Origin of the sequence: Paenibacillus sp. cl130 (assembly GCF_900116035.1) — a bacterium.
Taxonomy (GTDB): domain Bacteria; phylum Bacillota; class Bacilli; order Paenibacillales; family Paenibacillaceae; genus Paenibacillus; species Paenibacillus polymyxa_B.
Genome location: NZ_FOYG01000005.1, coordinates 266,210 through 290,916, shown reverse-complemented (window position 1 = coordinate 290,916; position 24,707 = coordinate 266,210). Strand labels below are relative to the sequence as shown.

Annotated in this window: 18 protein-coding genes; 5 read left to right on the top strand and 13 right to left on the bottom strand. The window is 41.5% G+C overall.

Going from position 1 to position 24,707, the window contains the following annotated elements:
• Window positions 1-59: 59 nt before the first annotated feature.
• The 3 genes from BM358_RS15975 to BM358_RS15965 are packed head-to-tail and all read left to right on the top strand — an operon-like array spanning window position 60 to window position 4,053.
• Window positions 60-1,739, top strand: a complete 1,680-nt coding sequence (locus tag BM358_RS15975; RefSeq protein WP_028541073.1) for a spore germination protein — start codon at window positions 60-62, stop codon at window positions 1,737-1,739.
• A 24-nt stretch (window positions 1,740-1,763) separates the two neighbouring features.
• A complete protein-coding gene (locus tag BM358_RS15970; protein WP_028541074.1) occupies window positions 1,764-2,867 on the top strand; it encodes a GerAB/ArcD/ProY family transporter in 1,104 nt (367 codons plus the stop codon).
• Window positions 2,860-4,053, top strand: a complete 1,194-nt coding sequence (locus BM358_RS15965; protein WP_023986889.1) for a Ger(x)C family spore germination protein — start codon at window positions 2,860-2,862, stop codon at window positions 4,051-4,053. Before BM358_RS15970 ends, BM358_RS15965 begins: the two co-directional genes overlap by 8 nt.
• Window positions 4,054-4,166: 113 nt before the next feature.
• Here BM358_RS15965 and BM358_RS15960 read toward each other — a convergent pair whose 3' ends face one another.
• From BM358_RS15960 to BM358_RS15930, 7 genes are all read right to left on the bottom strand, one after another.
• Window positions 4,167-6,206 (bottom strand): serine hydrolase domain-containing protein, encoded by a 2,040-nt coding sequence (locus BM358_RS15960; protein WP_028541075.1) that lies wholly within the window; start codon window positions 6,204-6,206, stop codon window positions 4,167-4,169.
• A gap of 121 nt (window positions 6,207-6,327) precedes the next feature.
• Window positions 6,328-7,629: an ATP-binding protein gene (locus tag BM358_RS15955; protein ID WP_028541076.1), complete on the bottom strand. Its 1,302-nt coding sequence runs from the start codon at window positions 7,627-7,629 to the stop codon at window positions 6,328-6,330.
• Between the two features lies 1 nt (window position 7,630).
• A complete protein-coding gene (locus BM358_RS15950) occupies window positions 7,631-8,371 on the bottom strand; it encodes a LytR/AlgR family response regulator transcription factor (protein WP_028541077.1) in 741 nt (246 codons plus the stop codon).
• Window positions 8,372-8,582: 211 nt separating this feature from the next.
• The gene (treR, locus tag BM358_RS15945) at window positions 8,583-9,332 is read right to left on the bottom strand and encodes a trehalose operon repressor (protein WP_028541078.1); all 750 of its coding nucleotides are present in this window, start codon (window positions 9,330-9,332) and stop codon (window positions 8,583-8,585) included.
• Between the two features lie 73 nt (window positions 9,333-9,405).
• Complete coding sequence (gene treP, locus BM358_RS15940; protein WP_028541079.1) at window positions 9,406-11,364, bottom strand: PTS system trehalose-specific EIIBC component; 1,959 nt, start codon at window positions 11,362-11,364, stop codon at window positions 9,406-9,408.
• 91 nt (window positions 11,365-11,455) lie between these two features.
• Window positions 11,456-13,195 (bottom strand): alpha,alpha-phosphotrehalase, encoded by a 1,740-nt coding sequence (treC, locus tag BM358_RS15935; RefSeq protein WP_028541080.1) that lies wholly within the window; start codon window positions 13,193-13,195, stop codon window positions 11,456-11,458.
• A 273-nt stretch (window positions 13,196-13,468) separates the two neighbouring features.
• Window positions 13,469-14,050: a LysE family transporter gene (locus BM358_RS15930; RefSeq protein ID WP_028541081.1), complete on the bottom strand. Its 582-nt coding sequence runs from the start codon at window positions 14,048-14,050 to the stop codon at window positions 13,469-13,471.
• 113 nt (window positions 14,051-14,163) lie between these two features.
• Between BM358_RS15930 and BM358_RS15925 the strand changes: the two genes are divergently transcribed.
• Window positions 14,164-14,715, top strand: coding sequence for a helix-turn-helix domain-containing protein (locus tag BM358_RS15925; protein WP_028541082.1), 552 nt, complete (start codon window positions 14,164-14,166; stop codon window positions 14,713-14,715).
• Between the two features lie 116 nt (window positions 14,716-14,831).
• Here the strand turns inward: BM358_RS15925 and BM358_RS15920 are convergent, their stop codons facing one another.
• From BM358_RS15920 to BM358_RS15900, 5 genes are all read right to left on the bottom strand, one after another.
• Window positions 14,832-15,401: a sugar O-acetyltransferase gene (locus BM358_RS15920; protein ID WP_028541083.1), complete on the bottom strand. Its 570-nt coding sequence runs from the start codon at window positions 15,399-15,401 to the stop codon at window positions 14,832-14,834.
• Between the two features lie 13 nt (window positions 15,402-15,414).
• Window positions 15,415-16,629, bottom strand: coding sequence for an MFS transporter (locus BM358_RS15915; RefSeq protein WP_049828371.1), 1,215 nt, complete (start codon window positions 16,627-16,629; stop codon window positions 15,415-15,417).
• A 237-nt stretch (window positions 16,630-16,866) separates the two neighbouring features.
• Window positions 16,867-19,221 carry a glycoside hydrolase family 2 TIM barrel-domain containing protein gene (locus BM358_RS15910; RefSeq protein WP_028541085.1) on the bottom strand — a complete coding sequence of 785 codons (2,355 nt, stop codon included), beginning with the start codon at window positions 19,219-19,221 and terminating at the stop codon, window positions 16,867-16,869.
• Window positions 19,222-19,300: 79 nt separating this feature from the next.
• Window positions 19,301-20,095, bottom strand: coding sequence for a Nif3-like dinuclear metal center hexameric protein (locus tag BM358_RS15905; protein ID WP_028541086.1), 795 nt, complete (start codon window positions 20,093-20,095; stop codon window positions 19,301-19,303).
• A gap of 121 nt (window positions 20,096-20,216) precedes the next feature.
• Window positions 20,217-20,783: a 5' nucleotidase, NT5C type gene (locus BM358_RS15900; protein ID WP_028541087.1), complete on the bottom strand. Its 567-nt coding sequence runs from the start codon at window positions 20,781-20,783 to the stop codon at window positions 20,217-20,219.
• 473 nt (window positions 20,784-21,256) lie between these two features.
• On the opposite strand from BM358_RS15900, the gene BM358_RS15895 reads away from it, so the two are divergent.
• Window positions 21,257-22,240 (top strand): glycoside hydrolase family 5 protein, encoded by a 984-nt coding sequence (locus BM358_RS15895; RefSeq protein ID WP_028541088.1) that lies wholly within the window; start codon window positions 21,257-21,259, stop codon window positions 22,238-22,240.
• Window positions 22,241-22,336: 96 nt separating this feature from the next.
• Here the strand turns inward: BM358_RS15895 and BM358_RS15890 are convergent, their stop codons facing one another.
• On the bottom strand, window positions 22,337-24,694 hold the full coding sequence (locus BM358_RS15890; protein ID WP_028541089.1) for a beta-galactosidase: 2,358 nt from the start codon (window positions 24,692-24,694) through the stop codon (window positions 22,337-22,339).
• Window positions 24,695-24,707 lie beyond the last annotated feature (13 nt).

Genomic DNA, 24,707 nt, shown 5'->3' with positions numbered 1-24,707 from the left:
ACTTTAGGAACAACTTGTATCTTAAGGAAAAATGAATTAATCGTATGGAGGTGATCATCATGTGGTCTAAAATAATTTCTTATATTCCAAGCTGGAGTACACTCTTTCAAGCAGGCCTCGCGTTGATTATTCCTTTAGGAATTTTTTATATAAACACATCGATTTATTCGTTTGTCGGCAGTAAAGGGTCAAAATCCAAACATTCTTCTGATCATCCGCTTTCCGACGAACATAACGAAGGCCACGCTGATCAGCAGCATGAACCAAGCTCCAAAATTACAGGGAATTACGATTCCGACTTAAAGTCGATCCAAGAAGCTATAGGCGAAAATAGTGATGTGCATTTTCGTGAGTTTGTAGTAAAGAAATATCATGCACGGTCCGTTTTAGTCTTCATAGATGGTATGCAGGATGAAAAGCTAATGAGCAAGCAGGTATTGGAGGTCTTGATGTTTGACGGCCAGCAGGCCCCACAGGAACAGCAGGAAAGTATAAATAGCTCTTTTATAAAAGAAAGCTTGATGCCGCTTACGCAAATTAGTGAAGTTGCTGATATGGAGGACCTGCAAGAGTCTATACTTTTAGGGCATACTGCCTTATTAATTGAAGGAATGAAGGGAGCACTGCTGGTAGGCTCGCCTAATGGCGCCATTCGCTCCGTCAATGAACCAACCTCTGAAGCATTACTTCGGGGTCCCAGGATCGGTTTTACGGAGGTATTAAGTGAAAATACTTCGATGCTTCGACGCCAAGGCATAAACAAAAGTCTGGAAATGAAGAAATTCCAAGTGGGAAGCCGAATCAAAAAAGATCTGGTTGTCGCGTACATCAAGGATATTGTGAATCCGGATCTCCTCGAAGAAGTAAACAGCAGAATTTCAAAAATAGACATGGACTTTTTAGCTGAATCCGGTTATGTGGAGCAACTTATTGAAGACAATTATTTAAGTCCGTTCCAGCAGGCTCACAACACTGAGCGCCCCGACCGTGTCATGAGTGCCTTGTTGGAAGGAAGAGTAGCGATTCTGCTGGATGGTACTCCCTTTGCACTTATTGTTCCGGTGACCTTCAGTATGCTACTCCAATCTCCCGAGGACTATTATGAGCGCTGGATTCCAGGGACACTTTTACGCGTGTTACGATTTTGCGGAGCTTTTATAGCGCTTATGGGTCCTGCTTTATATATCTCTTTCATATCGTTTCATCCCGGTTTGATTCCAACCAAGCTGATTATTAGCATCATCGAGACCCGTCAAGGCGTTCCTTTTCCATCTGTCATAGAAGTTATGATTCTGGAAATCTCTATCGAAATCCTGCGGGAAGCCGGCATACGATTGCCCAAACCTATCGGTCCTGCCATGGGCATTGTGGGAGGCTTAGTCATCGGCGATGCTGCTGTCAATGCGGGCATTGTTAGCCCGTTCCTGGTGATTGTGGTTTCGGTTACTGCCATCTCTTCGTTTTCGATACCGACATATAGTGCGGGCATTACCTTGCGTCTTTTGCGTTTCGTTGGCATGCTATTTGCAGCAATCCTGGGCATGTTTGGAACCGTATTGTTCTTTCTGTTAATTTGTATCCATCTGACGAAATTAAAAAGCTTTGGCGTACCGTATGTGACTCCCTTCTCCCCTATGCGTCCAAGCGACTGGAAGGATGTGTACATTCGAGCCCCTATATCTCTGATGAAACGAAGACCCGTTATGATGAAAACTCAGCAAAGCAAGCGCAAATCATAGCACCCGGAGGAAGGAGGAAGGATTGTGTTTAGACGTTCTGATGATAAGATTACATCCAAACAGGCGGCAGTATTCCTGACCAATACGGTATTGGGCGCAGGGATTTTGACACTGCCAAGAGGTGTAACTGAAACGGTAAAGACTCCGGATGCATGGCTCTCTGTCCTGCTTGGCGGATGTATTGTCATATTAGTGGTGTTGCTCATGGTAAAATTAAGCCAACAATTTCCCGGAAACACTGTGTATCAATACTCCAGGAGAATCGTCGGTATCATTCCAGGAGGATTTTTAAGTCTATTATTAATCATATACTTTATCATCATCGCTGGCTTTGAGATTCGTGTTTTAGCTGAAGTGACGATTTATTTTTTGCTTGAAGGGACACCCATATGGGCGATTGTGATTCCATTCATCTGGGTGGGAAGTTATCTGGTTTTTGGAGGTATTAATCCCATTGCGCGGTTATACCAGATTGTACTCCCGATCAGTCTCTTCTTTTTACTCATCTGTTTTGTCCTTAGCCTAAGGATCTTTGAAATTGACCATCTTCGTCCTGTATTGAGTAACGGTATTCTTCCAGTAGTTAAGGGGCTAAAGTCGACTGTCCTTGTTTTCACTGGATGTGAAGTCGTCATGACACTGGTCGCTTTCTTGCAGTACCCTGAAAAAGCCATAAAGGCCATGGTAGTGGGAATCAGCATCCCTTGGGTATTATACTTTTTGACAGTAGTTATGGTAGTCGGCGGGTTATCGGTGGACTCTACTATGACAAGTACCTGGCCCACCATTAATTTAATGCGCAGCTTTGAAATCTCCGGATTTCTTTTTGAACGTCTTGAGTTTCCGTTGCTGGTAATCTGGATGATGCAAATGTTTTGTAATTTCTGCAGTTTTTTCTTCAATGCATCCTTAGGTGTCTCACAGGTATTTGGCCTTAAATATCGTTATGCGATTTTCGGCTTAATCCCAATTATCTTTATCTCCACAATGACTCCTGTTCGTATGATGGAAGTGTTTAGCCTAGGCGATGCGATCGGATACATGGGAATCATTTTATTTTTTCTGGTCCCGGTACTTCTCTCCATCGTTTTCATGATCAGGAAGAAGGGAATGAAGCAAAATGTATAGGCAACAAATCCTATCTTTGCTGCTTGCCTTCATTCTCCTGGTAACTCAAGCCGGTTGCTGGAGCAGCAGAGAAATAGAAGAACTAAGCATGTATACAGGACTGGCTCTGGATAAGGGTGAGCCCAGCACAGTGGAAAAGGACCTGGAAAAGGAAGGCAGCCGTTACTTCAAGAAAAATAAAATTACTGCCACTGTGCAAATCGTCCCCAAAAAGACTTTTGGAAACACGGCAAAACAAGGTGGTGGACAAGGGCCAAACTATATTAATATAGCTGCCACCGGGGATTCTTTACTTGAAATCTTCCGGCAATTATCCCTCCGTCTGGATCGCCCGATTATTGGTCACCATCTAAAGGTCATGGTGGTTTCCACCAAATTGGCAGAACAACAGACGATGCAGCAATTGATGGATTTTGTGCTTCGTGATAATGATATTCGTCCGAGTTGTTTTGTTTTCTTAAGTAAGGAACGTGCAGCTGATACCTTAGTTACCAAATATAAGGACGAGGTCCCATCCATTCATATTCTGTATATGCTTCGTAATCATTTCAGAACCAGCAAGGTGATGAGGGGAGTCAATTTGTCTGAATTGGATGGGTTGATGCACTCCAAAAAAAGCTATATATTGCAAAACATTTCTGAATCCGATGGGGAATTAGAATTTTCGGGTGCTGGTGTTATTAAAGGAGACACCGGTCACTGGATCGGTAGTTTGGGACAACAAGACGTAGAGAGCATTGCATGGATTAAAGGTGATGTTGAGGGCGGAGCTGTCAAAACGTATGACAAGCGGAATGAAGCTATAACTTATGAGATCAAATCGGTAAAAAGCAAAATAACAGCGAAGGTGACCGAGGGTAACGATATCTCGTTTCACGTAAAAATTGAATCCAAAGGACGTTTAATCGAAAACTGGGATGAGAAAGTGAACCCGACAGAGACACGAAACATGAAAGAGGCTGAGAAAGAATTTGAAAAAGAAGTGACTAGAAGGATTAAGTCTCTTATGCACAAATTACAATCAGAATATAAAGTCGATGTCGCCAGTTTTGGCGAACGTTTAAATATTGAGCAGCCTCAAGTGTGGAAAAAAGTAAAGGATGATTGGGATTACAAATTCAGCAAAATACCCGTAACCTTCGATATAAAATTATCTATTACGGATTTAGGCTCATCTGCCGAATGAAAGAGTCGAATTGGCCTTATATAAAAGCCAATTCGACTTAAGATTCGCGGTTGTCTTCATAACCATCCAACACTGCAACGGTCGCTCCTGAATTTCCAGAAGCGGCTACACGCTTAATTCAAATTGATTTTAAATACATCCCCTGCATGGCCACCTAAAACGATCAAGCCACCTTTGGGCAGTACAACCGAGTTATTGCTAGCAGTTGAAAATTGTACAACCGCACCGTTTTCATCATAGACAGCGAAGCCTCCGCTTTTTGGAAAATCAACGGTCATCGTTTTATTGGCTGAGTTTTTATCTATTTTATACCATGTGGCTTGGCCATTAGATGGTATGGTGTACACTGATTTTCCTCCCAAGATAGGTTTAACAGCATCTTCACTGATATAGGATTGTCCATCTATGGTTAAATACTCCGAACCATCCTTGGTATAAAAATTCAGATCAAATGCATCTCTTCCACTCATAACAGGAATCTCAACGGCATTTACTGCTTTATTCTCATCCACAATTTTAGTACCACTTGCGTATCCATCATGATCAACGGATATTTTTTTTGTTATAAATGAGGGGGCCAGATAAAATATGGAAGATATCTTTTCGTCCAAAGCATAATAATTTTTCCCGTTTCTATTTTCCCATGCCTTTTTAACTGTATTATTTAGAGGATTGGCATCAAGCTTTTGATATTCATAAATCACCATAACCATTTGTCCTAATCCCGGAAAGTTTAAATAAATGTTAGCCTTAATATACGTTTTCCCGTTTTTTTGTTTGTCAAAGCTTACGGCTACACTGCCATCACTGCTTTTGAATTGTCCATCACCTGTATACACATATTTTTGCGCCGGGACGAATCCATCCAAAAAAGCAGGTAAATCAAACTCACCGTTTTTAATCTCTACATTGATGGTTGTACCCACAGAACCGTATAATCCCGAATAAGAAAGTAAATCAGATGGCATTTCCACTTTTACAGGAGCCTCAAATGTTTTATCCGGTATGATGTCTTTAATGATGCCCTTATCTTTTAAAACTTCCAATAAAACGTTAGAAGCAAAAATACTATCTAAGATGGAAGACCCTCCAGATGAAAGCACAGCCATAGAAATTTGATGCTCTGGTATGGTGATCAAAGTAGAGTGATACAAAACAGTATCCCCACCCTTGGATAGCGCAGTTATTCCGTAATCACTAAACGGTGCCAACTGAACCGCATCCCAGCCAAGCCCATAATTAAAGCTGTTTGTCTCTTCAGGTACCCATATTCCTTTTCGATATTCATGACTTTGCATGGACTTCGCCGATTGTGCAGATAAAATATCGGGTCTGTTCCCCATTAATACTTCTGAAAACATAGCCACCTCTTCTGCGGTAGAGTATAAGCCCCCTGTCCCGATGACATTGGCATTTTCAACGGGTAAGGCCCCCTCAATCGCAGGAAAATAAGTTTTGGACAGCTTTTGTCTGTCAAACTGATCGAGTGGTGTTTTCGTAGAGTTCAAACCCAAAGGGGCACTAATATGCTTTGCCAGAAATTCGGTATAACTTAGACCACTCACCCGTTCAACCAATATTTCAAGCAATTGAAAACTATCATTACTATATACAGAATATTCGCCGGGGTTGGATTTTAAAGTTTCTGATCGTAATCTCAGCAATAGCTCATCATGATTTTCTGTATCATTGTCATTAAATAACATACTATTTTTATAGTGGGCACCGTAAAGACCCGACGAATGATTTAACAGCATACGTGGTGTAATTTGTTTGTACCTTTCATCAGCCATTGTAAAGTCCTTAATGTATGTTGTTAGCGGCTGATCAATATCTACCTTATGGGTATCCACCAGCATCATCGTTGCAGCAGATACATACATTTTGCTTGTAGAGCCTATACCGAACATCGTATCCTTGGTGATTGGCTCGTTGGTTGCTTTATTCTTTACACCCACGCTATCCGATAATACGATGTTTCCATGGTCCCTAATGGCATACTGCACACCGCTAGCACCGTATTTGGATACCAGCTCCGAGGCCAGATTGCGAGCCTTTTCCTTAATGGGTTCAGGATTGTCTTGAGCAAAAGCATTCGTCATCGGCAGTACAAAAAGCATAGCCGAAATGAACACAGCTATTATTTTCTTCATTCCATATTTCCTCCTCTTATGGGTTCCCAGATTATTACTGGACTGATCATACTATGAACGAGGATTCTATATAGAAAAGTCACCCTGAAACGAAAAAAACAATCCCTAAACAGCAAGATGTCTAAGAATTGTCCTTATAAAATGGCAATAAAACCATATTATAGAATACTTTATTTTTTGTTTCAATGGTCATATTCCCACCGTATTTGTCACATATTCTGGATATATTGGTCAAGCCAATGCCATGTACATCCGGGTTTGATTTTTGACTATGCAAATGAGCCACTTCATTCTCCACATGATTCAGGATGTGAATGAAAAGCGCGGACTCATTGGAATGTATTTTAATAAGAATGTACCTATCATCCGCAATCTTGACCTTTTTAGATGCTTCTATGGCATTATCCAGCATATTGCCCAGAGCGACACACAAGTCATAACGTTCAATATTTACTTTTTGTGAATACAAGTTAAGCTGAGTATCTACCTTGATGCCATTGGCCTGAGCAATATTAAGACTATTTGTGACAAGAGCATCTATAACCAGATTACCGGTATTAACCCTTTGATAGGCTCCTTCGATTTTATTTAATGTAACCTTAATATGTTCACTCGCCTCAGCCAATTCATTTCTCTTGATACATTCTTCAATATACAAAAACTGTTGGTGTGTATCATGAATGATTCTTTTCATATTTTTGAAGCTGTAAACCGTTTTTTCGTAGTTAGCATCTTGGTAGTCCATCTGATGTTGTAATTGAGCATTTTCATGCATTAATTGAAATTTTTCAATGATATTATCGAAAATATATATGATAAAAACATTTAAAAAAATAAAGCTAATAATAGAACCAAAATAATACATATTCTTTTCACTATAAACAGATAAAACATTGACCTGGTATAAACTTATGATGGGAACGATTAAAAATAAAATATAGTAACGATGCTGCAAAGGGAAGGTTCTGCGTTTGGCAAATAGCCGTATAATCTGAATGACAGCAAACATGATAATGCAGCTGAGTAACATAACCTTAGAGGATATCAAGTGATCTTGCCCACCCAAATGGCTAAAGTTGCTAATTTTAACGGAGCCTACAGCATATAAAATATAAAGAGATATAAAATTAACGATGGTTATCAATACAGCATAAAGGATAGAAAAAATGATCTTTGTCTTTATTTCCACTGTATACGAGTGCGCTAAACTAAATATGACAAGTAATGCCAAAATCGAGGATAGCGTAGGAGACAGATAAACACTTAAATATATGATGTTCAGCAACCCGAAAATAATGAAATATATGAATCTATTTGGCTTTCGATTGGACTTATCAAAAACGGAGTTAAAGTAAAAATTCACTTGAAAGCACATCACCAGTACAACACATAGGTTAAGAAGCAGGTAGCTATATTCCATCATATTAATGCATCTTCATGATCATAAATTTGGTATATAGATCTTTAACTTCTTTTATTTTAGAACGCCCAATAGGTAACTTCACATCATTTGACATCAAAACATCACCGCCAGCAAATTTTTTCACATGAATTAAGTTTATAATAATCGAACGATGAATTTGTAGAAAATTATGTTCTTTTAATGCTGAAGCATAGTCCGAAAGAATCCCTTTGCTATCATAGGTTTGAGTAGAGGTTACAAAATGCAGTTTGTTTTTTATGGTTAAGCTTTTGACCACTTCAATACTAATGATATCATCATATTTTAAAAGCACTTCCTCATAAGCTGACTTGATAATAACGAATTTTTTATCGAGAGATTGAAAATATTGACACAGCTTTATCATTTTTTCCTCAAAGATATGGGGAGCAATCGGTTTTATTAAATATTGAAATGTAACTACGTCAAAACTTTCCACCATATATTCAGGGTAGCTCGTTAAAAAAACAATCTGTTCATCTAGATGATTTAAATTCCTTATTTTTTGGGCGGTTTGAATTCCGTTTATGCCATTCATTTCAACATCCAATATTAAGATATGGAATGGAGATTCATGGTTTTGATAATGAGATACCAGCTGTTCTCCTGAGTCGAATAATTCAACTTTAAATTCTATATTGGTCTTTAACGACAAAGTAATCAGCATATTTTTAACAAGTTCTCTGTGCTTGTGCTCATCATCGCAGATAGCCACTCTATACATAAATAACATACACCTCATTCCCATTGCATTGATCATGGAATTGTATTCTAAACAGTATATAACCTTTTAATATTCTAAAAACAGCTTTTGGATAAAACGCAAATTCAAATCCCTCAAATGCCAGTATACAAGCTGCTCAGCAGCTGCATCCAAGGTAAAAAAGAAACCCTCGTCTTCAAAAGACGGGGTTTCTTAACTGTTTTATTGATCGTTATTTAAAAAAATCAGTTCTTTTCTCTTCACCGTGGGAACGTCTGGCAAAGTCGACAAATTGGAATTTGTCCAACCGATGCCTTGACTCGGTATACTGGAACAAGGTGGTGTCCTCCAGATAAACATAGTTACGTACTACGACCACATGAGTGTAGTTCTGAAGGTCCATCAGCCTATGATCTTCTTCGTCTGCATTTTCTACGGAAACCACTTTTTTGGCATAACTGATTTGAAGATGGAGCTCTCCCTCCAAATATTCGTAGATGGACCCACGACTAATTTCCTCGGTAAGCACAGGTACAATGTCTGATCGAAAGTAATCTTTATCCAGTATGACGCATTCACCCTCAATCTCACGCGCACGAATAACTTTCCAGACCAAATACTTGTCTTTGTTAATCTCAAGATGATTGGCTATGTCATCTGGAACTGGAATTAAATGATTTTCATGTACAATTGTTCGTGATGTACGCCCAATCCGTTCAGACATTTCCTTGAAACTGACCAAGCCTCCTATAGGGAAATCCATCCGTCCAATATCCAGAACAAAAGATCCTTTAGCCTTTATTTTATGGATATACCCATTTTGTGCAAGCAAGTGAAGTGCCTTACGTACGGTTTCGCGAGAAGTGTTATACTCTCGGGCCAGTTCATTTTCAGATGGCATTTTCGTGCCTGGAGCCAATTCGCCTGTCTGGATTCGTCCCGAGTACTCCTGATAAATTTGCAAAAATATATTCTTTGTCAATTTTCATCACCACGTTCATTGTAGCATCCTTTCACTTCCTGTTCACTAAAATAGGCTGTACGATGAATCTGACTTAATTCGTATTGTCTGATGAAGAATTCAAATGAATTCTCATTAAGGTATACTGCAAATCTTCTGCCTCACCTGGCAGTTCCTCAACCGATTCAATCATGCTCTGACCATCCGGGACAATGACTGGTGTAATAATGGGGTATCCCGATTTCTGAATCAGCTCACGGTCAAATTCCATCAATAGTTGTCCTTGCTTTACGGTTTGACCTGTCTCCACATGCATGGTGAATCCTTCCCCCTTCAGGGACACCGTGTTAATTCCCACATGTACCAGAATCTGTACACCTGTCGGATGCTCTAAAATCAAGGCATGCTTGCTTTTCACCATGATGTGAATGACTTGCCCACTGAAAGGGGCAAGAATTTTGCCATCCTTCGGTTCCACTGCAATTCCTTGCCCCATCTGCCGTTCGGCAAAAGCCGGGTCAGGAACTTGTTCCAACGGTACAACACGTCCCCGTACGGGAGTCCTCACTTCAAGCACATCTAGTGCGGTATTTCGCGGAAGCGAATCTTTCCGTACGGAATCATCGGCTGGTGCAGCCTGACGGCGCTTAGTTAACAATTTGTCATACATTAAAGTTAAAGCAAACGGCACAATTAACACGATCGCCATCCCGATGAAGAATACACCCCAGTTGTTTGGGAAAATAGACAAGAAGCCTGGAATCCCGCCCACACCAATGGAAGAAGCCATCACATGATTTACGGTGAGCAATATACCTGCAATACCGGAACCGATCATTGCGAATACAAACGGATATTTATATCGGATATTCACTCCGAATATGGCAGGCTCGGTTACACCCAGAAATGCAGACACTGAAGAGGTAAGAGCCAATCCTTTTCCCTTTTGCTCCTTCAATACCAGCATCATTGCCAGTGCTCCGGCACCCTGAGCGATATTGGACAGCGCCAGCATCGGCCAAAGGAATGTTCCACCCTGCGTACCAATTAATTGCACGTCCACCGCCAGGAAAGTATGGTGCATTCCCGTAATCACGAGCAAGGAGTACAAGCCTCCATAAATCAGGCCTCCCAGCGCAGGAGCCAAATCGAAAACGTATACAAGACCAGACGTAATGGCATTACCAATCATAAAAGTAACCGGACCGATCACTGTAAAAGCCAGAAATCCCGTTATTAATAATGTAATCGGTGCTACGAGTAACAGCTTAAATGAATCCGCTATCTTTTTATTTAGGAATTTCTCAATGTGCGCGAGCACGTAAGCGGATACTAAAACGGGTAAAACCTGTCCTTGATAACCAATCTTGTTCACTTCCCACCCAAACAAATTCCAAACCGGAACGGTGCCCTTTGTAACCGCATCCGCATAACCGTATGCACTTAGCAGATCCGGATGAACCAGAATCAGACCCAGTACGATCCCGAGTAAAGGACTGCCGCCAAACCTGACAACGGCCGACCATCCAATTAAGGCAGGTAGAAATGTAAATGCGGTGCTGGCAATGGTGTTAATGATAGCAGCAAAGTCGGTCCATTGAGGATAGACCTGAACCAGAGCCATTCCTTCGAAGAAGATTCCCTTACCAGTCAAAATATTATTTATTCCAAGCAATAAGCCTGCAGTCACGATTGCGGGCAAGATAGGGATAAAAATATCTGCCAGCGTCTTGATGGCACGCTGAATTGGATTTTGTTTTTTGCTTGCCGCATTTTTGACATCGTCTTTAGAAGCCCGACTACCTCCTGTAATGGAGATCATTTCGTCATATACCTTATCCACCAGACCTGGGCCAATTACGACCTGATACTGTCCTTGTGAAGAAAATTGGCCTTTGACCAGATCATTTTGTTCGAGTGCATCTTTGTCTACCAGCTTATCATCATAAAGGGCAAATCGCAGACGAGTTACGCAATGCGTAGAGGCCTCTATGTTGTCTTTGCCACCAACGGCTTTTATAATGTCTTCTACCTGTGATCTTTCAATCGCCATTTAGCCCACTCCCTTAACGTTCGCTCATTTTAAAGCAGCAACCCCGGTTATCAAAGATAACGTGCCCGGGGTGCTACTAGATGTCTCCATACTATTCACTAAGTCTACGAACAATCCACATATAGGAAGCATATGGGGTCAAAGAGATCACTTGTTTTAGCTCCGGGGCGTGCTGAGTATTACCAATTAAGAGCTCAGCCGCATCCAACGCTTGATTTTCTAATGATGAATAAAATGAATCCGGTATACGGAATTGCGTATTCTGTCCGCTAAAATTGGAGATGACGATCAAAGTCTCCTCTTCATTGCTGCGTTGATAGGCATAGACCTGAGGATGAGCTTCGTCCAGGCGTAGATAATTCCCATCGGTAATGACTTGCACCGTCTTACGCAGTTGAATTAGCTTACGGTAATGGTGATAGATAGAGTTCGGGTCCTCTAACTGAGCCTGAACATTAATCTGTGGATATCGTTCATCTACCTTAATCCAGGGAGTACCTGAAGTGAAGCCCGCATTGCGAGTACCATCCCACTGCATCGGTGTTCTCGAATTATCACGAGACCGCTCTCGAATGATATTCAATGCTTCTTCTGCACTTTTGCCTTGCTCCTGTAAGATACGATACATATTCAGAGATTCAACATCCCGAAACTCTTCAATGTCTGCCCACTGCGGGTTGGCCATCCCAATCTCTTCACCCTGAAATATATAAGGCGTTCCTTGAAGACCATGTAGCGTGGTTGCCAGCAGCTTGGCGCTTTCCGCATGATATTCGCCATCATCCAAAAAGCGAGAGATTGCCCTTGGCTGATCATGATTATTAAAAAACAATGCACTCCAGCCACCGCCCTGTTGCATGCCCGTTTGCCAATCCGAGAATAGCTTTTTCAGCATTTCAAAATCATATGGCATCAATTCCCACTTCTGTCCATTTGGGTAATCCACCTTCAAATGATGAAAATTAAAGGTCATGGACAATTCTTTTCTCTCTGGATTGGAATAACGGATGCAGTGATCCAGTGAGGTGGAGGACATCTCACCCACAGTGACGCTATTCTGTTTGGCAAATACTTTCTCATGTAACTCATGGATGTATTCATGCACATGTGGACCGTCCGTATAATACTTACGTCCGTCGCCAGGAGCCGTGCTTCTATCATCGTCCGAGAATTGCTGATCCTTGGAAATCAAATTAATGACATCCAGTCGGAAACCACTAACTCCCTTCTCAGCCCAAAATTCCAGCAGATTGACAACTTCCTGACGGACTTTGGGATTTTCCCAGTTTAGATCCGCCTGAGTCTTATCAAATAGTGTCAGGAAATATTGGCCTGTTGCCTCGTCATATTGCCAAGCAGGTCCACCAAATTTGGAAACCCAATTGTTTGGAGGTCCACCATCGGGTGCTGGATCACGCCAGATGTAGTAGTCTCTATACTCACTATCCTTAGAAAGCCGTGCCTCCTGAAACCAGGCATGTTCTGTGGAAGAATGGTTAACCACGATGTCGATCATTAAGTACATCCCACGCGCCCGGATGCCCTCGCTTAATTCTTCAAAATCCTGCATTGTTCCATAATCGGGGTTAATCTGGCAATAATCGGCTACATCATACCCGTTATCACGTTGTGGTGAGACATATACAGGCTGCAACCAGACAATATCGACACCCAGTTTTTGCAAATAATCCAGCTTTTGCGTCAGTCCTCTTATATCACCGGTTCCTTTGCCCGTCGTATCGTTAAAACTTTTGGGATAAACCTGATAGACTACTGATTTACGCCACCAGTCTTTATCTTGAGGAATTAAAGTCTTGTTCATTGCTTCCATTCATGCTCATTCCTTTCTTGCGAAATGAAGTAGCGCAAAAAATAATATAACGCTTTCAACATCTTGTATATACAAGATTAAGTCATGTATATACAAGATGTCAACAGCTTTATCTATTAAGGTAATACCCGTTTTGCAGCTAAATGATCAGGAGACTCATCCATTCTGTCCGATTGTATGTTATGACTCGTAGAATAAGCTCAATTCACACGAAAAAAAGGCTCCTGCCTATAGTCAGGAACCTTTCTTTTCTATGATGAATAAGGTACTCATTTACATCCATATCGATAGTGCACTATAAAGGAGCAATAAGGACATTATGATATTGAAGGAACGCTCATGCTTATTCAAGAAACGTTGAAACACAGCGCCAAAAATCGCCCAGCTCACTACAGCTACAAAACCAATACAGGTCAGGAGTAATGAAATCGTAATAAGCTCTATATACGATACACCATAAGGCATTACAAACGTTGAAATGACCGTAATACCATACAAAATGATTTTTAAATTGATAAATTGCAGCAACAGTCCTGATTTGAAGGAATATCCCTCATTGTGATCATTATCCTCCGTAGAGGATTTGCTCTTTGCAATTTTCACCGCCAGATAAAGCATATACAGACTGCCGAGAACATTCATCCAGATCTTAACCCGTGGCAAAAAATGATACAAAGCAAGATTAAAATAGCAGGCTAACAGCATAATCGCGAAACAGCCTGCTGTTACTCCCAGCAAGAATGGGAATGCTTTTTTCAAACCCAACCGCCTGGCACTGTCTAAAGACATAATATTGTTGGGACCTGGCGTAAAGCTGGTAACAAGTGCATAAGAAAGGAACGGAATAAACGGCATGCAACAATCAACTCCCGTATGTTATAATTGAATGAAATGTACGTTGCAACGTACATTTGTACTTTGTGATTGTACAATATGTTCTTTATAAAGCACAATAGGAGCGAAGAATTATGGAGAATATTAATCTAATTTTAAGTAAAAATTTGAAATATCTAAGAAATGAACGAAAATTAAGTTTAGATAAATTAGCTGATCTGACGGGGATCAGTAAAACGATGCTCGGTCAGATTGAGCGGGGAGAATCTAATCCCTCGATTACAACCGTATGGAAAATTGCGAACGGCTTGAAAATCTCTTTCACTGCTCTGATTAATGAGCCACCTTCAGATGCGGTAGTCGTTCCTAAAAGCAAAGTACAAATGCTTGAAGAAAATAATCAATATCGGTTGTATCCGTTTTTCCCCTATGAAGGCAGTAGAAATTTTGAGGTCTACACCGTAGAGATTGAAGCAGGCGGAGAACTGAGTTCAGCGCCGCATCGTGAAGGTACAGAAGAATTTATTACGGTATTTGAGGGTGAGATGGTGGTAAAAGTCAGTGAGGAAATATACACGGTTAAAGCTGGAGATTCGATCCGCTTTAAAGCAGACCGCCCACACATTTACTATAATCTAGGAGAAACCCTGGTTCGGGTGAATATGATTATTTATTACTCTGTATAGTTCAATCTTAAAGACCATAAGTATACAAGTCTTTAAATTAAATGATCCTATTAAAATAAGGAGCGCTTTTAATAGGATCATCGGTACAAATATTAAATGATTTGCCTGTATGCTGTTTAGGAGATTTTAATTTGCTTTATCACTCGTGCTGGATTTCCAGCTACAACCACATGATCTGGAACATCCTTGGTTACTACTGCTCCTGATGCTACTACGACATTATTACCTATCGTAACACCGGGATTAATAACTGCTCTACCGCCGATCCATACATTGTTGCCAATCGTTACAGGTTTCCCATACTCTGGGCCAGCGATTCGTTCAAACGGATCTATGGGATGAGTCGCTGTGTAAATATGGACTCCTGGAGCCATGAAACAATTATCTCCAATGCGCACTTCGCAAACATCCAAAATGGTACAGTCAAAGTTGGCGTAGAAATTTTCCCCAACATGGATATTGTATCCGTAGTCACAGCGTATGTTGGGTTCCATACCTATATTTTCACCAGTTGATCCGAAAAGCTCCTTAAGTAACTTTTCACGGTACTCACGATCCGTCTCTGCCGTCTGATTAAAGAGACGTACACATCTTCTCGCATACTCTCTTTCATTTGTTAATTGAGGATCAGCAGCTACATAAAGTTCTCCATTCATCATCTTTTGTTTTTCCGTTTTCATAGTCATGGGACAATCCCCTTTATATTTTAATCTGATTTTTTTCTTTCATCCCAATAGGTTGGGCTGCGCCCGATATCAAGCCAGCAACAATAACGCCAACAAGCACTACAATCAAGGCATGTAGAAGTCCAACATGTTCACCTAAAAACCCTAAGCTTGGAGGGCCTACTAAAAAGGCAATGTAACCGATCGTGGCTACGGCTCCAACCCGGATAGCTGCACCACGAGGATCGTCTCCGGCAGCAGATAAGCCCACAGGAAAACCAAGTGAGGCTCCAAACCCCCATAATACGACGCCCAGTCCGGCCATGAGGTAATGCTGTCCCCAGATCACTAGAATGATACCGATAGCAGCCAGGACAGCACTCCCTTTCAACACAGGGACACGGCCGTATTTATCCAGTATGAATCCGCCAGTAAAACGTCCAATGGTCATCGCTGCCACAAATAGTCCATACATATAGGAACCTGTTAAAGAATCCACGCCATAACCATCTACCATCGTTAGCGGCAGCCAGTCATTCGCAGACCCTTCTGCAAACGCCATACCTAACACGATGATACCGATTAGTAAAATCCGTCTTTCTTTCCATACACCAAGCTGCACCTTGAGATTAGATCCGACCTTTTGAGTAGGTACTTCTTTCTCTATACCTGTATCGCGGGGCAGAAAACGATAAAAATAGAAAGTTACCGCTGCAATCATGACAGCCATAGCTCCAAAATGGACCACAACAGGTATGTGTAGTGCCGCTGCTCCAGAGCCAATAACCGCACCTACAAGTGTCCCCATACTAAATGAACCGTGAAAAGCAGGCAAAAGCGTTTTTTGCAATTGATTTTCTACCGCAGAACCTTCGACATTAAGAGCTACTTCCGCTGTCCCATAGCCACCTCCAAAGATGACCAAACCAGCAAATACGATGCTCGTGAGCGAAAATGCAGTTCCCAACCCTACAATGACAAAACCGATCACAATCAAAATCGCACTTACCAAAATGACCGCCCGTGCACCTATACGAGAAATAATGTTTCCCGCACTAAGTAGTCCCACTAAAGAACCTGCGGCTAATCCAAAAATTATAATTCCCATTTCGGCAGTCGAGACATGTAAAATATCCCGGATAATAGGCGTTCGAGACACCCAGGAAGCAAAAGCTACACCCGGTAAAGCGAATAACAAAAATAAAATGTTACGAATTACCCTGGGATTCATGGAGGGTTCTACTGGCATTTACTTATCTCCTTATCACCACTTTTTATTAATCTTTTAATAAGTTATATTATAATTAGTCATTCTATTCGTATCCAAACTATTTGTCAAAAAGAGAATTATAGTCATAGATCGCTATTGACCGTCTGCTGTAAACATATTAAAAAAGGTCTGAGCAGGTAGGGCATAAGCATTCACCACCTGTTCAGACCTTTTAATTAAACTATACAAGCTCTATACTGAATCAGCCTTGAATTATCATTTGGGTTCTTCTTCTATTTTCAGTCTGGTTTCTCCCAGCAACCCCCCATCTGCTGACGCTTGAAGCAACAACTCACCAGCCACATAACCGGATTGTACAACAACGAGACACCTTCCTCTGTGTGTATGTCTCTCATTCCCCTTAAAGGATTCATCGCTGGTGAGATCCCCATTGTCTATTCCAAGGATACGACCATCTCCCTGCAGTTTAAAGATTACATCAAAATCCTGGTTAGGTACGATGATCCCGTTTGGGTCTATGACCGTTACTTCCACATGAGATATCTCATGCCCATCAGCAGGTAGAACCGTCCGATCGGCCTCCAACTTTAGAGCATAAGGAGCCCCGGCAGTGGTCAGTTCATGCTCACAAACCTTCTCGTTTCCATTACGACCCACAGCCCGGATTTTGCCCGGTGTATAGGGAAGCTCCCATAGGATTAGATGATTAGGGTAATCCACTAGCTTCCTCTCACCGTATGATTCATCATTCACGATCAATTCCACACTCTCACAATTAGTGAAAGTAACCAACCGTATCAATTTTCCACCGTATTCAGGAAATGTCCAGTGATCTTCCATAGCCGGAGATTTCCAGTGCATCGTCCATGTCGGATTAAATTCCGATTTCATATGTTCGTTAAATGCGGCTATGTGCACAATAGGCTGATCAGACCATAAACTTTGTTGGAGATAAGATACTGGTTTGCGGAATCCGCAAGTATCAATCAGACCCGAAGACCACCCTTTGGAGGGATAGCTCGTTTCTCCCAAATAGTCAATTCCACTCCAAACAAATTGACCGATCACATAATCATGATTAGCGACATCAAACCAGGGATTCATAGGCAAATAACCTTTAACCCGGTTATCCTTACCCCGATAGTATGGGAATGTTTCTGTTCCAAGGATAAGCGTATCCGGCATGGCCGCTCTATAGTGCTCATACCACTGCTCCTGATAGTTTACCCCCAGAACATCCACTCGTTGTGCCAGCTGTTTGGTATGCTCCACTTTGGCCTCAATCGAACCCTCACGCAAGCTGATCGGTGTATTATGCGGCTCAAGCGCACATGTAACCGGTCGGGTTGGGTCTTTTTCATGGCAGAAACCCACGAGCTGCTCCAACATTTTGAGCATGGATGGCTGACCTTGGTTTTCCACTTCATTCCCAACGCTCCACATGAAAACACTGGGATGATTCCTGTCCCTGAGCAACATTGCTTCCAGATCTTTTTCCCACCACTCATCATATAAATGCTCATAGAAAAGAGACTTCCATTTGTCAAAAGCTTCATCAACCACCAAGAACCCCATCTGATCACATAAATCTAATAATTCGGGCGCCATCGGGTTATGAGCAAAACGAATTGAGTTACAGCCCATTTCTTTCAGCCTCTGCAGCCTTCTCTTCATGGCTGTATCATGGTAAGCAGCCCCCAGACAGCCTAAATCATGGTGAATGCACACTCCCTTTAGCTTTAAATTACTTCCATTCAGCAATAAACCTTTTTGTGTATCCAGCTTCATTTCTCTTATACCAAACGGAGTACAATAACGATCCACCTCTGTATTGTCGCAATAGATCGTCGTCTGAGCTTCGTAGAGCACTGGGTTGTCCGGTGACCATAGTTCTGGCTCTAAAAGTCGCGCTTTTTGCTCTATTTCCCCCGTTTCACAGCCCGAAAGAGTTACTCGGTTTTCCACTTTTCCTTTGATCTGTCCCTGTGGGTCCAGCATTTCAGTCATAATCGTACACTCTACGGCATGCGCGTGATGATTAGTGACCTGGATTCTGGCAGTCACCTTGGCTTCATCTGGCGAAATTTCAGGTGTGGTAATGTAAGTCCCCCATTCGGTTATATGAATATAATCCGTACAAATCAGCCAAACATTACGATAAATACCGGCCCCCGAATACCATCTATCAGGTGAAAGAATCGTATTGTCCACTTTGACGGCAATCACATTCTCCTCATCCCACCGAATATATGGAGTCAAATCATATTGAAAGCTAACATATCCATAGGGTCGCTTGCCCACAAAATGCCCATTGATCCAAACCTCACTGTTACTGTGAATGCCATCAAATTGTATGTATACGCGCTGTTTTGGAGAGGAGGGCTTCACATTAAAATGCTTTCTGTACCACCCGACAGACCATCTCGGCAAATAAGCTTGATTGCCACCATACAGCATATGCGGATCAAAGGACTTTTCAATGCTCCAATCATGAGGGACTTGAAGGAGTCGCCAATGCTCATCGTTGTAGTCCATTTTCTCAGCACCTGCGTAATTACCCTCTATAAACTTCCAGTCCGTTTTGAACGGCATAATCACTCTGCTTCCCATCATCTTGCCTCCATTTCATAAAGTGGATGAACGGATATAACAGCAGTGCTGGATGACCATCACAAAAGACGTGTTCTCATTACAATATTTGAAACACCGGGCGATCTTCTATAAAGTGTACGGGGAGCATTGGAAATTGGGCGGAAAGTACATCTGCGAGATACTTCATCCCAGGTGCTTCACTTTCAGCATGTCCCAGCATGATAAGTGCTTTACTTTGCCCTTGATAGACAGCATCTTTAACATATTCTGGTGTTTCCCATTCTGGGCCCTCACCGGCAATGACTAAATCCACATTTTCATTTAGAAATAATGGAATGGCTAGTTCACCACCTCCCCTGTATCCTACTGAGATTCCCACTCGTTCACATGGCATGGAAACCTCACCAGCCACCCGTACATAACGAATATGTAGTTTGGCTTTGATATATTCAGCGATCTCCTTAACCTCCATAGCCGGAATAGTCAAAATGGCGGCCGTCGGCTGTTGTTTCACAATGTAGTTGTGCCAGCCAAGCGCCTGAAGAAGCCCAACCATCACTCCATCCGGTTGATAACGATGTATGGCGTCATGAAACCGATAAATGCCTATACCTGCATCGGCAATGAGGCGAGATTTTTGCAAAAAAACAGGATCATGTAGTAAACATTCATGCATTCTCTGATGACTATAAAAGATGCCTTCATGCGTAATGATAAAATTTGCACCTAGAGAAATAGCTTGTTCTATCACATACTGCGAAGCGGAGAAAGCGGTTACAATTCCTTGCACCTCAGTATCTATATATCCTGGGTCCAGTAGATCTACGGTGGTGTTGGGTATGCTTATTCCCTTGGTCAGATGATTCACAATCTGACCCATAGTCATGGTCATACACGTTCCCTCCTCATGGATAATGCATATCAATTGTACCATTTTATTTCAATCATAAGTGCTATTCTTTCTAGCAAAATAGCCAGTTCCAAAGGAGCCAGCTGTTTTACGAATGGTTCTATTATTTATACAGAACTCCTAAAATGGAGTCGATTCGTTCTTTTGCTCCTTGCCAGGATGTCATGACGGGGAACTCATATTGCTCTCTTACTCTCAGATTCCATGGATGAGGAATGCAAAGCACCTTTTTCCCCTCCTCTAGCGCAGGCACTAAATTATGAGGACCATCATCAATCAGGAGATCATAGTTAATCAGGTTCTTTCGTTTACATGGGAAAAAGTTCTCAATCGGAATGAATGGCATATGTCTTTGAAGCCAGTTCCATTTCTCTACGACGGTCTTGGGTTCTGCCGCTGTCACAATAATGACATCAAAATCATTGCAAAGCTTCTCCATCTCTTCTACAACATACTCGTCATACAGTTCAAGTTCCTCAAACAAACCCGGTCGCCCATAAAATACATCATGCGTGCTCTTGGGATGACGTAGATGATCGGTGTTCCAATCTAACATTTCTTCATACCGAAGCGTATGAGTGGGAAATTCACTATTGTTATGGTATATGGCTCGTTTGACGAGATGACAGATGGTATCGTCCATATCGACTGCAATGATTGGTTTTCTCATCAGCTTGCCCCTATTCACTCTGGTAAAATTTTTCACAAGAATATCATACTATAATTTAATATCGCGGTGAAGCTTAGGTATTGCTGTCCGATTAGATCTCGCCTTTGTTCAAGATAATTAGCCAAGTACAACGTTAGGTTTATCTACATAAATCAGATATATTAAAGCAAAAAAGTTAGGTTAGTTTTATTGAAACAAACTAAATTTCAAACAAATATAAGCAATAAATACAATGATACCATAGAAAATCTCACTTAAATAATAAATCTATGTGTTTATGATTAGAAAACACAAAAAATAACTAAAAAAATTAATTGAATAACAAAAATTCAAATGATAGAATAACAAAAATAACTTTTCTCCAAATTGAAAACGATTAATTTGTGTTTAGCTTACTGCTATTTACACACTTACATACCTACTTCATCTCTGTATAGCAGGAAGTTGAATAATATATTTAGGGAGGAATAAAAATGAAGGTATTGTTAAGAAAAGCATTATTGTCTGGACTGGTCGGCTTGCTCATCATGATTGGTTTAGGAGGAGTTTTCTCCAAGGTAGAAGCTGCTTCAGGATTTTATGTAAGCGGTACCAAATTGTATGATTCTACAGGCAAGCCATTTGTTATGAGAGGCGTCAATCATGCTCACACATGGTACAAAAATGATCTTTATACAGCTATCCCGGCAATTGCCCAGACAGGTGCTAATACCGTCCGAATTGTCCTTTCTGACGGAAACCAGTACACCAAGGATGACATTAATTCCGTGAAAAATATTATCTCTCTTGTCTCCAACCATAAAATGATTGCTGTACTTGAAGTTCATGATGCTACAGGCAAAGACGACTATGCGTCTTTGGATGCAGCTGTGAACTACTGGATTAGCATAAAGGATGCTCTGATCGGCAAGGAAGACCGGGTTATCGTAAACATTGCGAACGAATGGTATGGTTCTTGGAATGGAAGTGGTTGGGCTGATGGATACAAGCAAGCGATTCCCAAGTTGAGAAACGCAGGTATCAAAAATACGCTCATCGTCGATTGTGCCGGATGGGGACAATATCCTCAGTCTATCAATGACTTTGGTAAATCTGTATTTGCAGCTGATTCTTTGAAGAATACGGTATTCTCCATCCATATGTATGAGTTCGCGGGTAAAGATGTTCAAACTGTTCGAACCAATATTGATAACGTTCTGAATCAAGGACTTCCTCTGATTATTGGTGAATTTGGCGGTTACCACCAGGGAGCAGACGTCGACGAGACAGAAATCATGAGATATGGCCAATCCAAAGGAGTAGGCTGGTTAGCCTGGTCCTGGTATGGTAATAGTTCCAACCTTTCCTACCTTGATCTTGTAACAGGACCTAATGGCAATCTGACGGATTGGGGAAAAACTGTAGTTAACGGAAGCAACGGGATCAAACAAACATCGAAAAAAGCCGGTATCTACTAAAAACACATTAAGAAAATAAAAAATACTCATGTATTCACTGGCCCCTTACTTTATGTGAAATTAGTCTGGAAAGGAATCACCATGTAACCTTCTGGGTTATATGGTGATTTTGATTTCATATACAGGCACAAGGCTAACCGAACCGATATCTACAATACTTTCCTTTGTCGTCTCTTTCCAGCCAGCCATGGTCGTATTGCTATTGAGAACCTTACCTTTTCGAATGGAAGAAACATATACGTACAACCCTTGCTCGATGAGCCGATGCTCAAATGCTTTCAAACCTATTTCCCAGGTCGTATGGTTGCAGAAATTATCGTTGATCAATTCGCCATCAATAAAAGCATAACCGATATCTCCAGTATAATGGATACGCAGCAGAGCTTCCTTGATTCCGTGAAAGGCATCTAATTCGAAATCAAGGGTAAATTTATCGTTATTTATCCTTTTCAAATTGAAATGAATTTCTTTCTTAGGAGCCTTTAAACGATATGTTTTGAATACATTGTTTTCTGTTATTTCAAGCAGTTCTCCACCGGAAATCGATGTGAATGAGGCGTCAAAATCCGGGAATACACTCAGGGTTACCATTTCTTGGTCCGTTGATTCCAGCCTTAGATCGCCCTCAGATACAAGTACATTGGCATTTGTCAAAATGACTCTGTCCCGGCCTTGCATGTTTACCTTCCAAAATGTAAGACTTTGCTCATCAGTCATCGTATAGATGGCAACTTTTTGACCACTTTCAGATACCAGATGGATGAGACTATCCTCCTCTTCAGCAACCTTAATGATCGTGTTCCCATCCAATTGCTCTATCGAACCTTTGTCGATTGTGGCACTGATTATATCTTTTGACTCCATTACATACCTTCCTTGCATGCCCTCTGGTACAAAGAAAAAATAATATGCTTCTCCATCCTCTTCTATCCTTGTTATCAGCTGTGCCGTAGCATATTTGAGTTTCATTCCATCTAAATTGAAGTTAAATGGCAATATGGCAAAACTATCACGTCCTAACGTCAGTTCACCTTGGCTAGGGATTACAATTGTTTCCTCGGGTAGCTCAATACTCACATTAAAATCGCACAGGTCGTAATTTTCGACATGGTCTTGAAAATTATTTAGAAACAGGTAACCCGATCCGGCACTGGATCGCACTGCATATCGTAACGTATCCACATCATAAGGGTCCATCTGGGACGTATCCCCTGGCAGAATTGTCTTTGTTAGTGAGAATTGCTTTTGGAACGTTGAAAAAAAGTAATGCTGCAGCTTTGTTCTTTGGTATGATTCCCTTACTTGGCCGAATTCGCCGATCATAGCGTTGAAATCATAGGATATTTTAGGAGTGGCTAGATCATTTGTGAACGGGTTAACCTTACCTCGAGGATTGGAACCCCCATGATACATGTAGTATCCGATCAGGTTACAGCCTTCTGCAACCTTCATGACAGTCATCGCTGGAACACTACGGTAGGGAAATGCGAATCGATATTTATAAAACTGAACCATGCCGCCACCCATTTCACAGCAAGCGTACGGATAGTCTTCAGGCGCGTATTGAGGCTCAAAATTGTAGCTCTTTGGAATCTTGTTATTATGCTTGTCTCGGAAAATGTATTCCGGTGTCGCAGGATGCTCGTTCATCCCCTCCAACCGTCCCTCTTCGTAGTAGATCCATGGCCAATAGGCATACCCGCCCCATAATGGCAGCATATCAGGTACAGGAGTTGTCGCTCCTCCCCATCCTGTGCACGTATAGATCGGAGTATCAATCCCTGCTTCCAGAGCTATTTCTTTAAGTTTTAACATATGCGAGTTACCGTCACTTCCACTGTTTAACCACATATCATTAATTCCTACAGTCAAGGCCCACTGGGCAGATGAATGATTATGCTCGTTTTCGATTTGGGTGCCGATAATTGGCCCCCCCTCCTTATATAACAACCCTTTAACCTGGGTACCGATTTCGTTATACATTCTTCTTGTATAGAACAGATACCCCTCATCATTAGAACGAACCTCAAATGGTCGACCGAATAACCAATCCGGCATACCGCCGTTTCGAATTTCCCCATGATCAAAGGGTCCGATCCGAATCATGGAGTATACCTGATGCTTGCCGCACAACTCGATGAAACGACGAAGATTTTTGTTCCCACTCCAATCAAAAATACCTTCAACTTCTTCATGTAGGTTCCAAAAAATATAAGTGGCAATGATGTTTACGCCGCCCATTTTTATTTTAATAATTTCGTCTTCCCAATAGCGTTCATCATAACGGGCATAATGGAATTCACCACAAATACCGAAAAAGGGCTCTCCATCCTTCTCCATAAAATAGTTGGTGAATCCGATTTCCTCTCCTTTGGGATTGGTGCCGCCAAGTTTGATATGTCCTTTAACAATATGCTTTTGATCGTCTTTGACTGTAACCCGATAGTTTCTCATGGAGTTCACTCCC

Coding starts and splice junctions, on each gene's coding strand:
- BM358_RS15975 (WP_028541073.1), top strand. CDS start 60: ATGTGGTCTAAAATAATTTCTTATATTCCAAGCTGGAGTACACTCTTT.
- BM358_RS15965 (WP_023986889.1), top strand. CDS start 2,860: ATGTATAGGCAACAAATCCTATCTTTGCTGCTTGCCTTCATTCTCCTG.
- BM358_RS15960 (WP_028541075.1), bottom strand. CDS start 6,206: ATGAAGAAAATAATAGCTGTGTTCATTTCGGCTATGCTTTTTGTACTG.
- BM358_RS15955 (WP_028541076.1), bottom strand. CDS start 7,629: ATGATGGAATATAGCTACCTGCTTCTTAACCTATGTGTTGTACTGGTG.
- BM358_RS15950 (WP_028541077.1), bottom strand. CDS start 8,371: ATGTATAGAGTGGCTATCTGCGATGATGAGCACAAGCACAGAGAACTT.
- treP (WP_028541079.1), bottom strand. CDS start 11,364: ATGGCGATTGAAAGATCACAGGTAGAAGACATTATAAAAGCCGTTGGT.
- treC (WP_028541080.1), bottom strand. CDS start 13,195: ATGGAAGCAATGAACAAGACTTTAATTCCTCAAGATAAAGACTGGTGG.
- BM358_RS15930 (WP_028541081.1), bottom strand. CDS start 14,050: ATGCCGTTTATTCCGTTCCTTTCTTATGCACTTGTTACCAGCTTTACG.
- BM358_RS15925 (WP_028541082.1), top strand. CDS start 14,164: ATGGAGAATATTAATCTAATTTTAAGTAAAAATTTGAAATATCTAAGA.
- BM358_RS15920 (WP_028541083.1), bottom strand. CDS start 15,401: ATGACTATGAAAACGGAAAAACAAAAGATGATGAATGGAGAACTTTAT.
- BM358_RS15915 (WP_049828371.1), bottom strand. CDS start 16,629: ATGCCAGTAGAACCCTCCATGAATCCCAGGGTAATTCGTAACATTTTA.
- BM358_RS15910 (WP_028541085.1), bottom strand. CDS start 19,221: ATGGGAAGCAGAGTGATTATGCCGTTCAAAACGGACTGGAAGTTTATA.
- BM358_RS15905 (WP_028541086.1), bottom strand. CDS start 20,095: ATGACCATGACTATGGGTCAGATTGTGAATCATCTGACCAAGGGAATA.
- BM358_RS15900 (WP_028541087.1), bottom strand. CDS start 20,783: ATGAGAAAACCAATCATTGCAGTCGATATGGACGATACCATCTGTCAT.
- BM358_RS15895 (WP_028541088.1), top strand. CDS start 21,257: ATGAAGGTATTGTTAAGAAAAGCATTATTGTCTGGACTGGTCGGCTTG.
- BM358_RS15890 (WP_028541089.1), bottom strand. CDS start 24,694: ATGAGAAACTATCGGGTTACAGTCAAAGACGATCAAAAGCATATTGTT.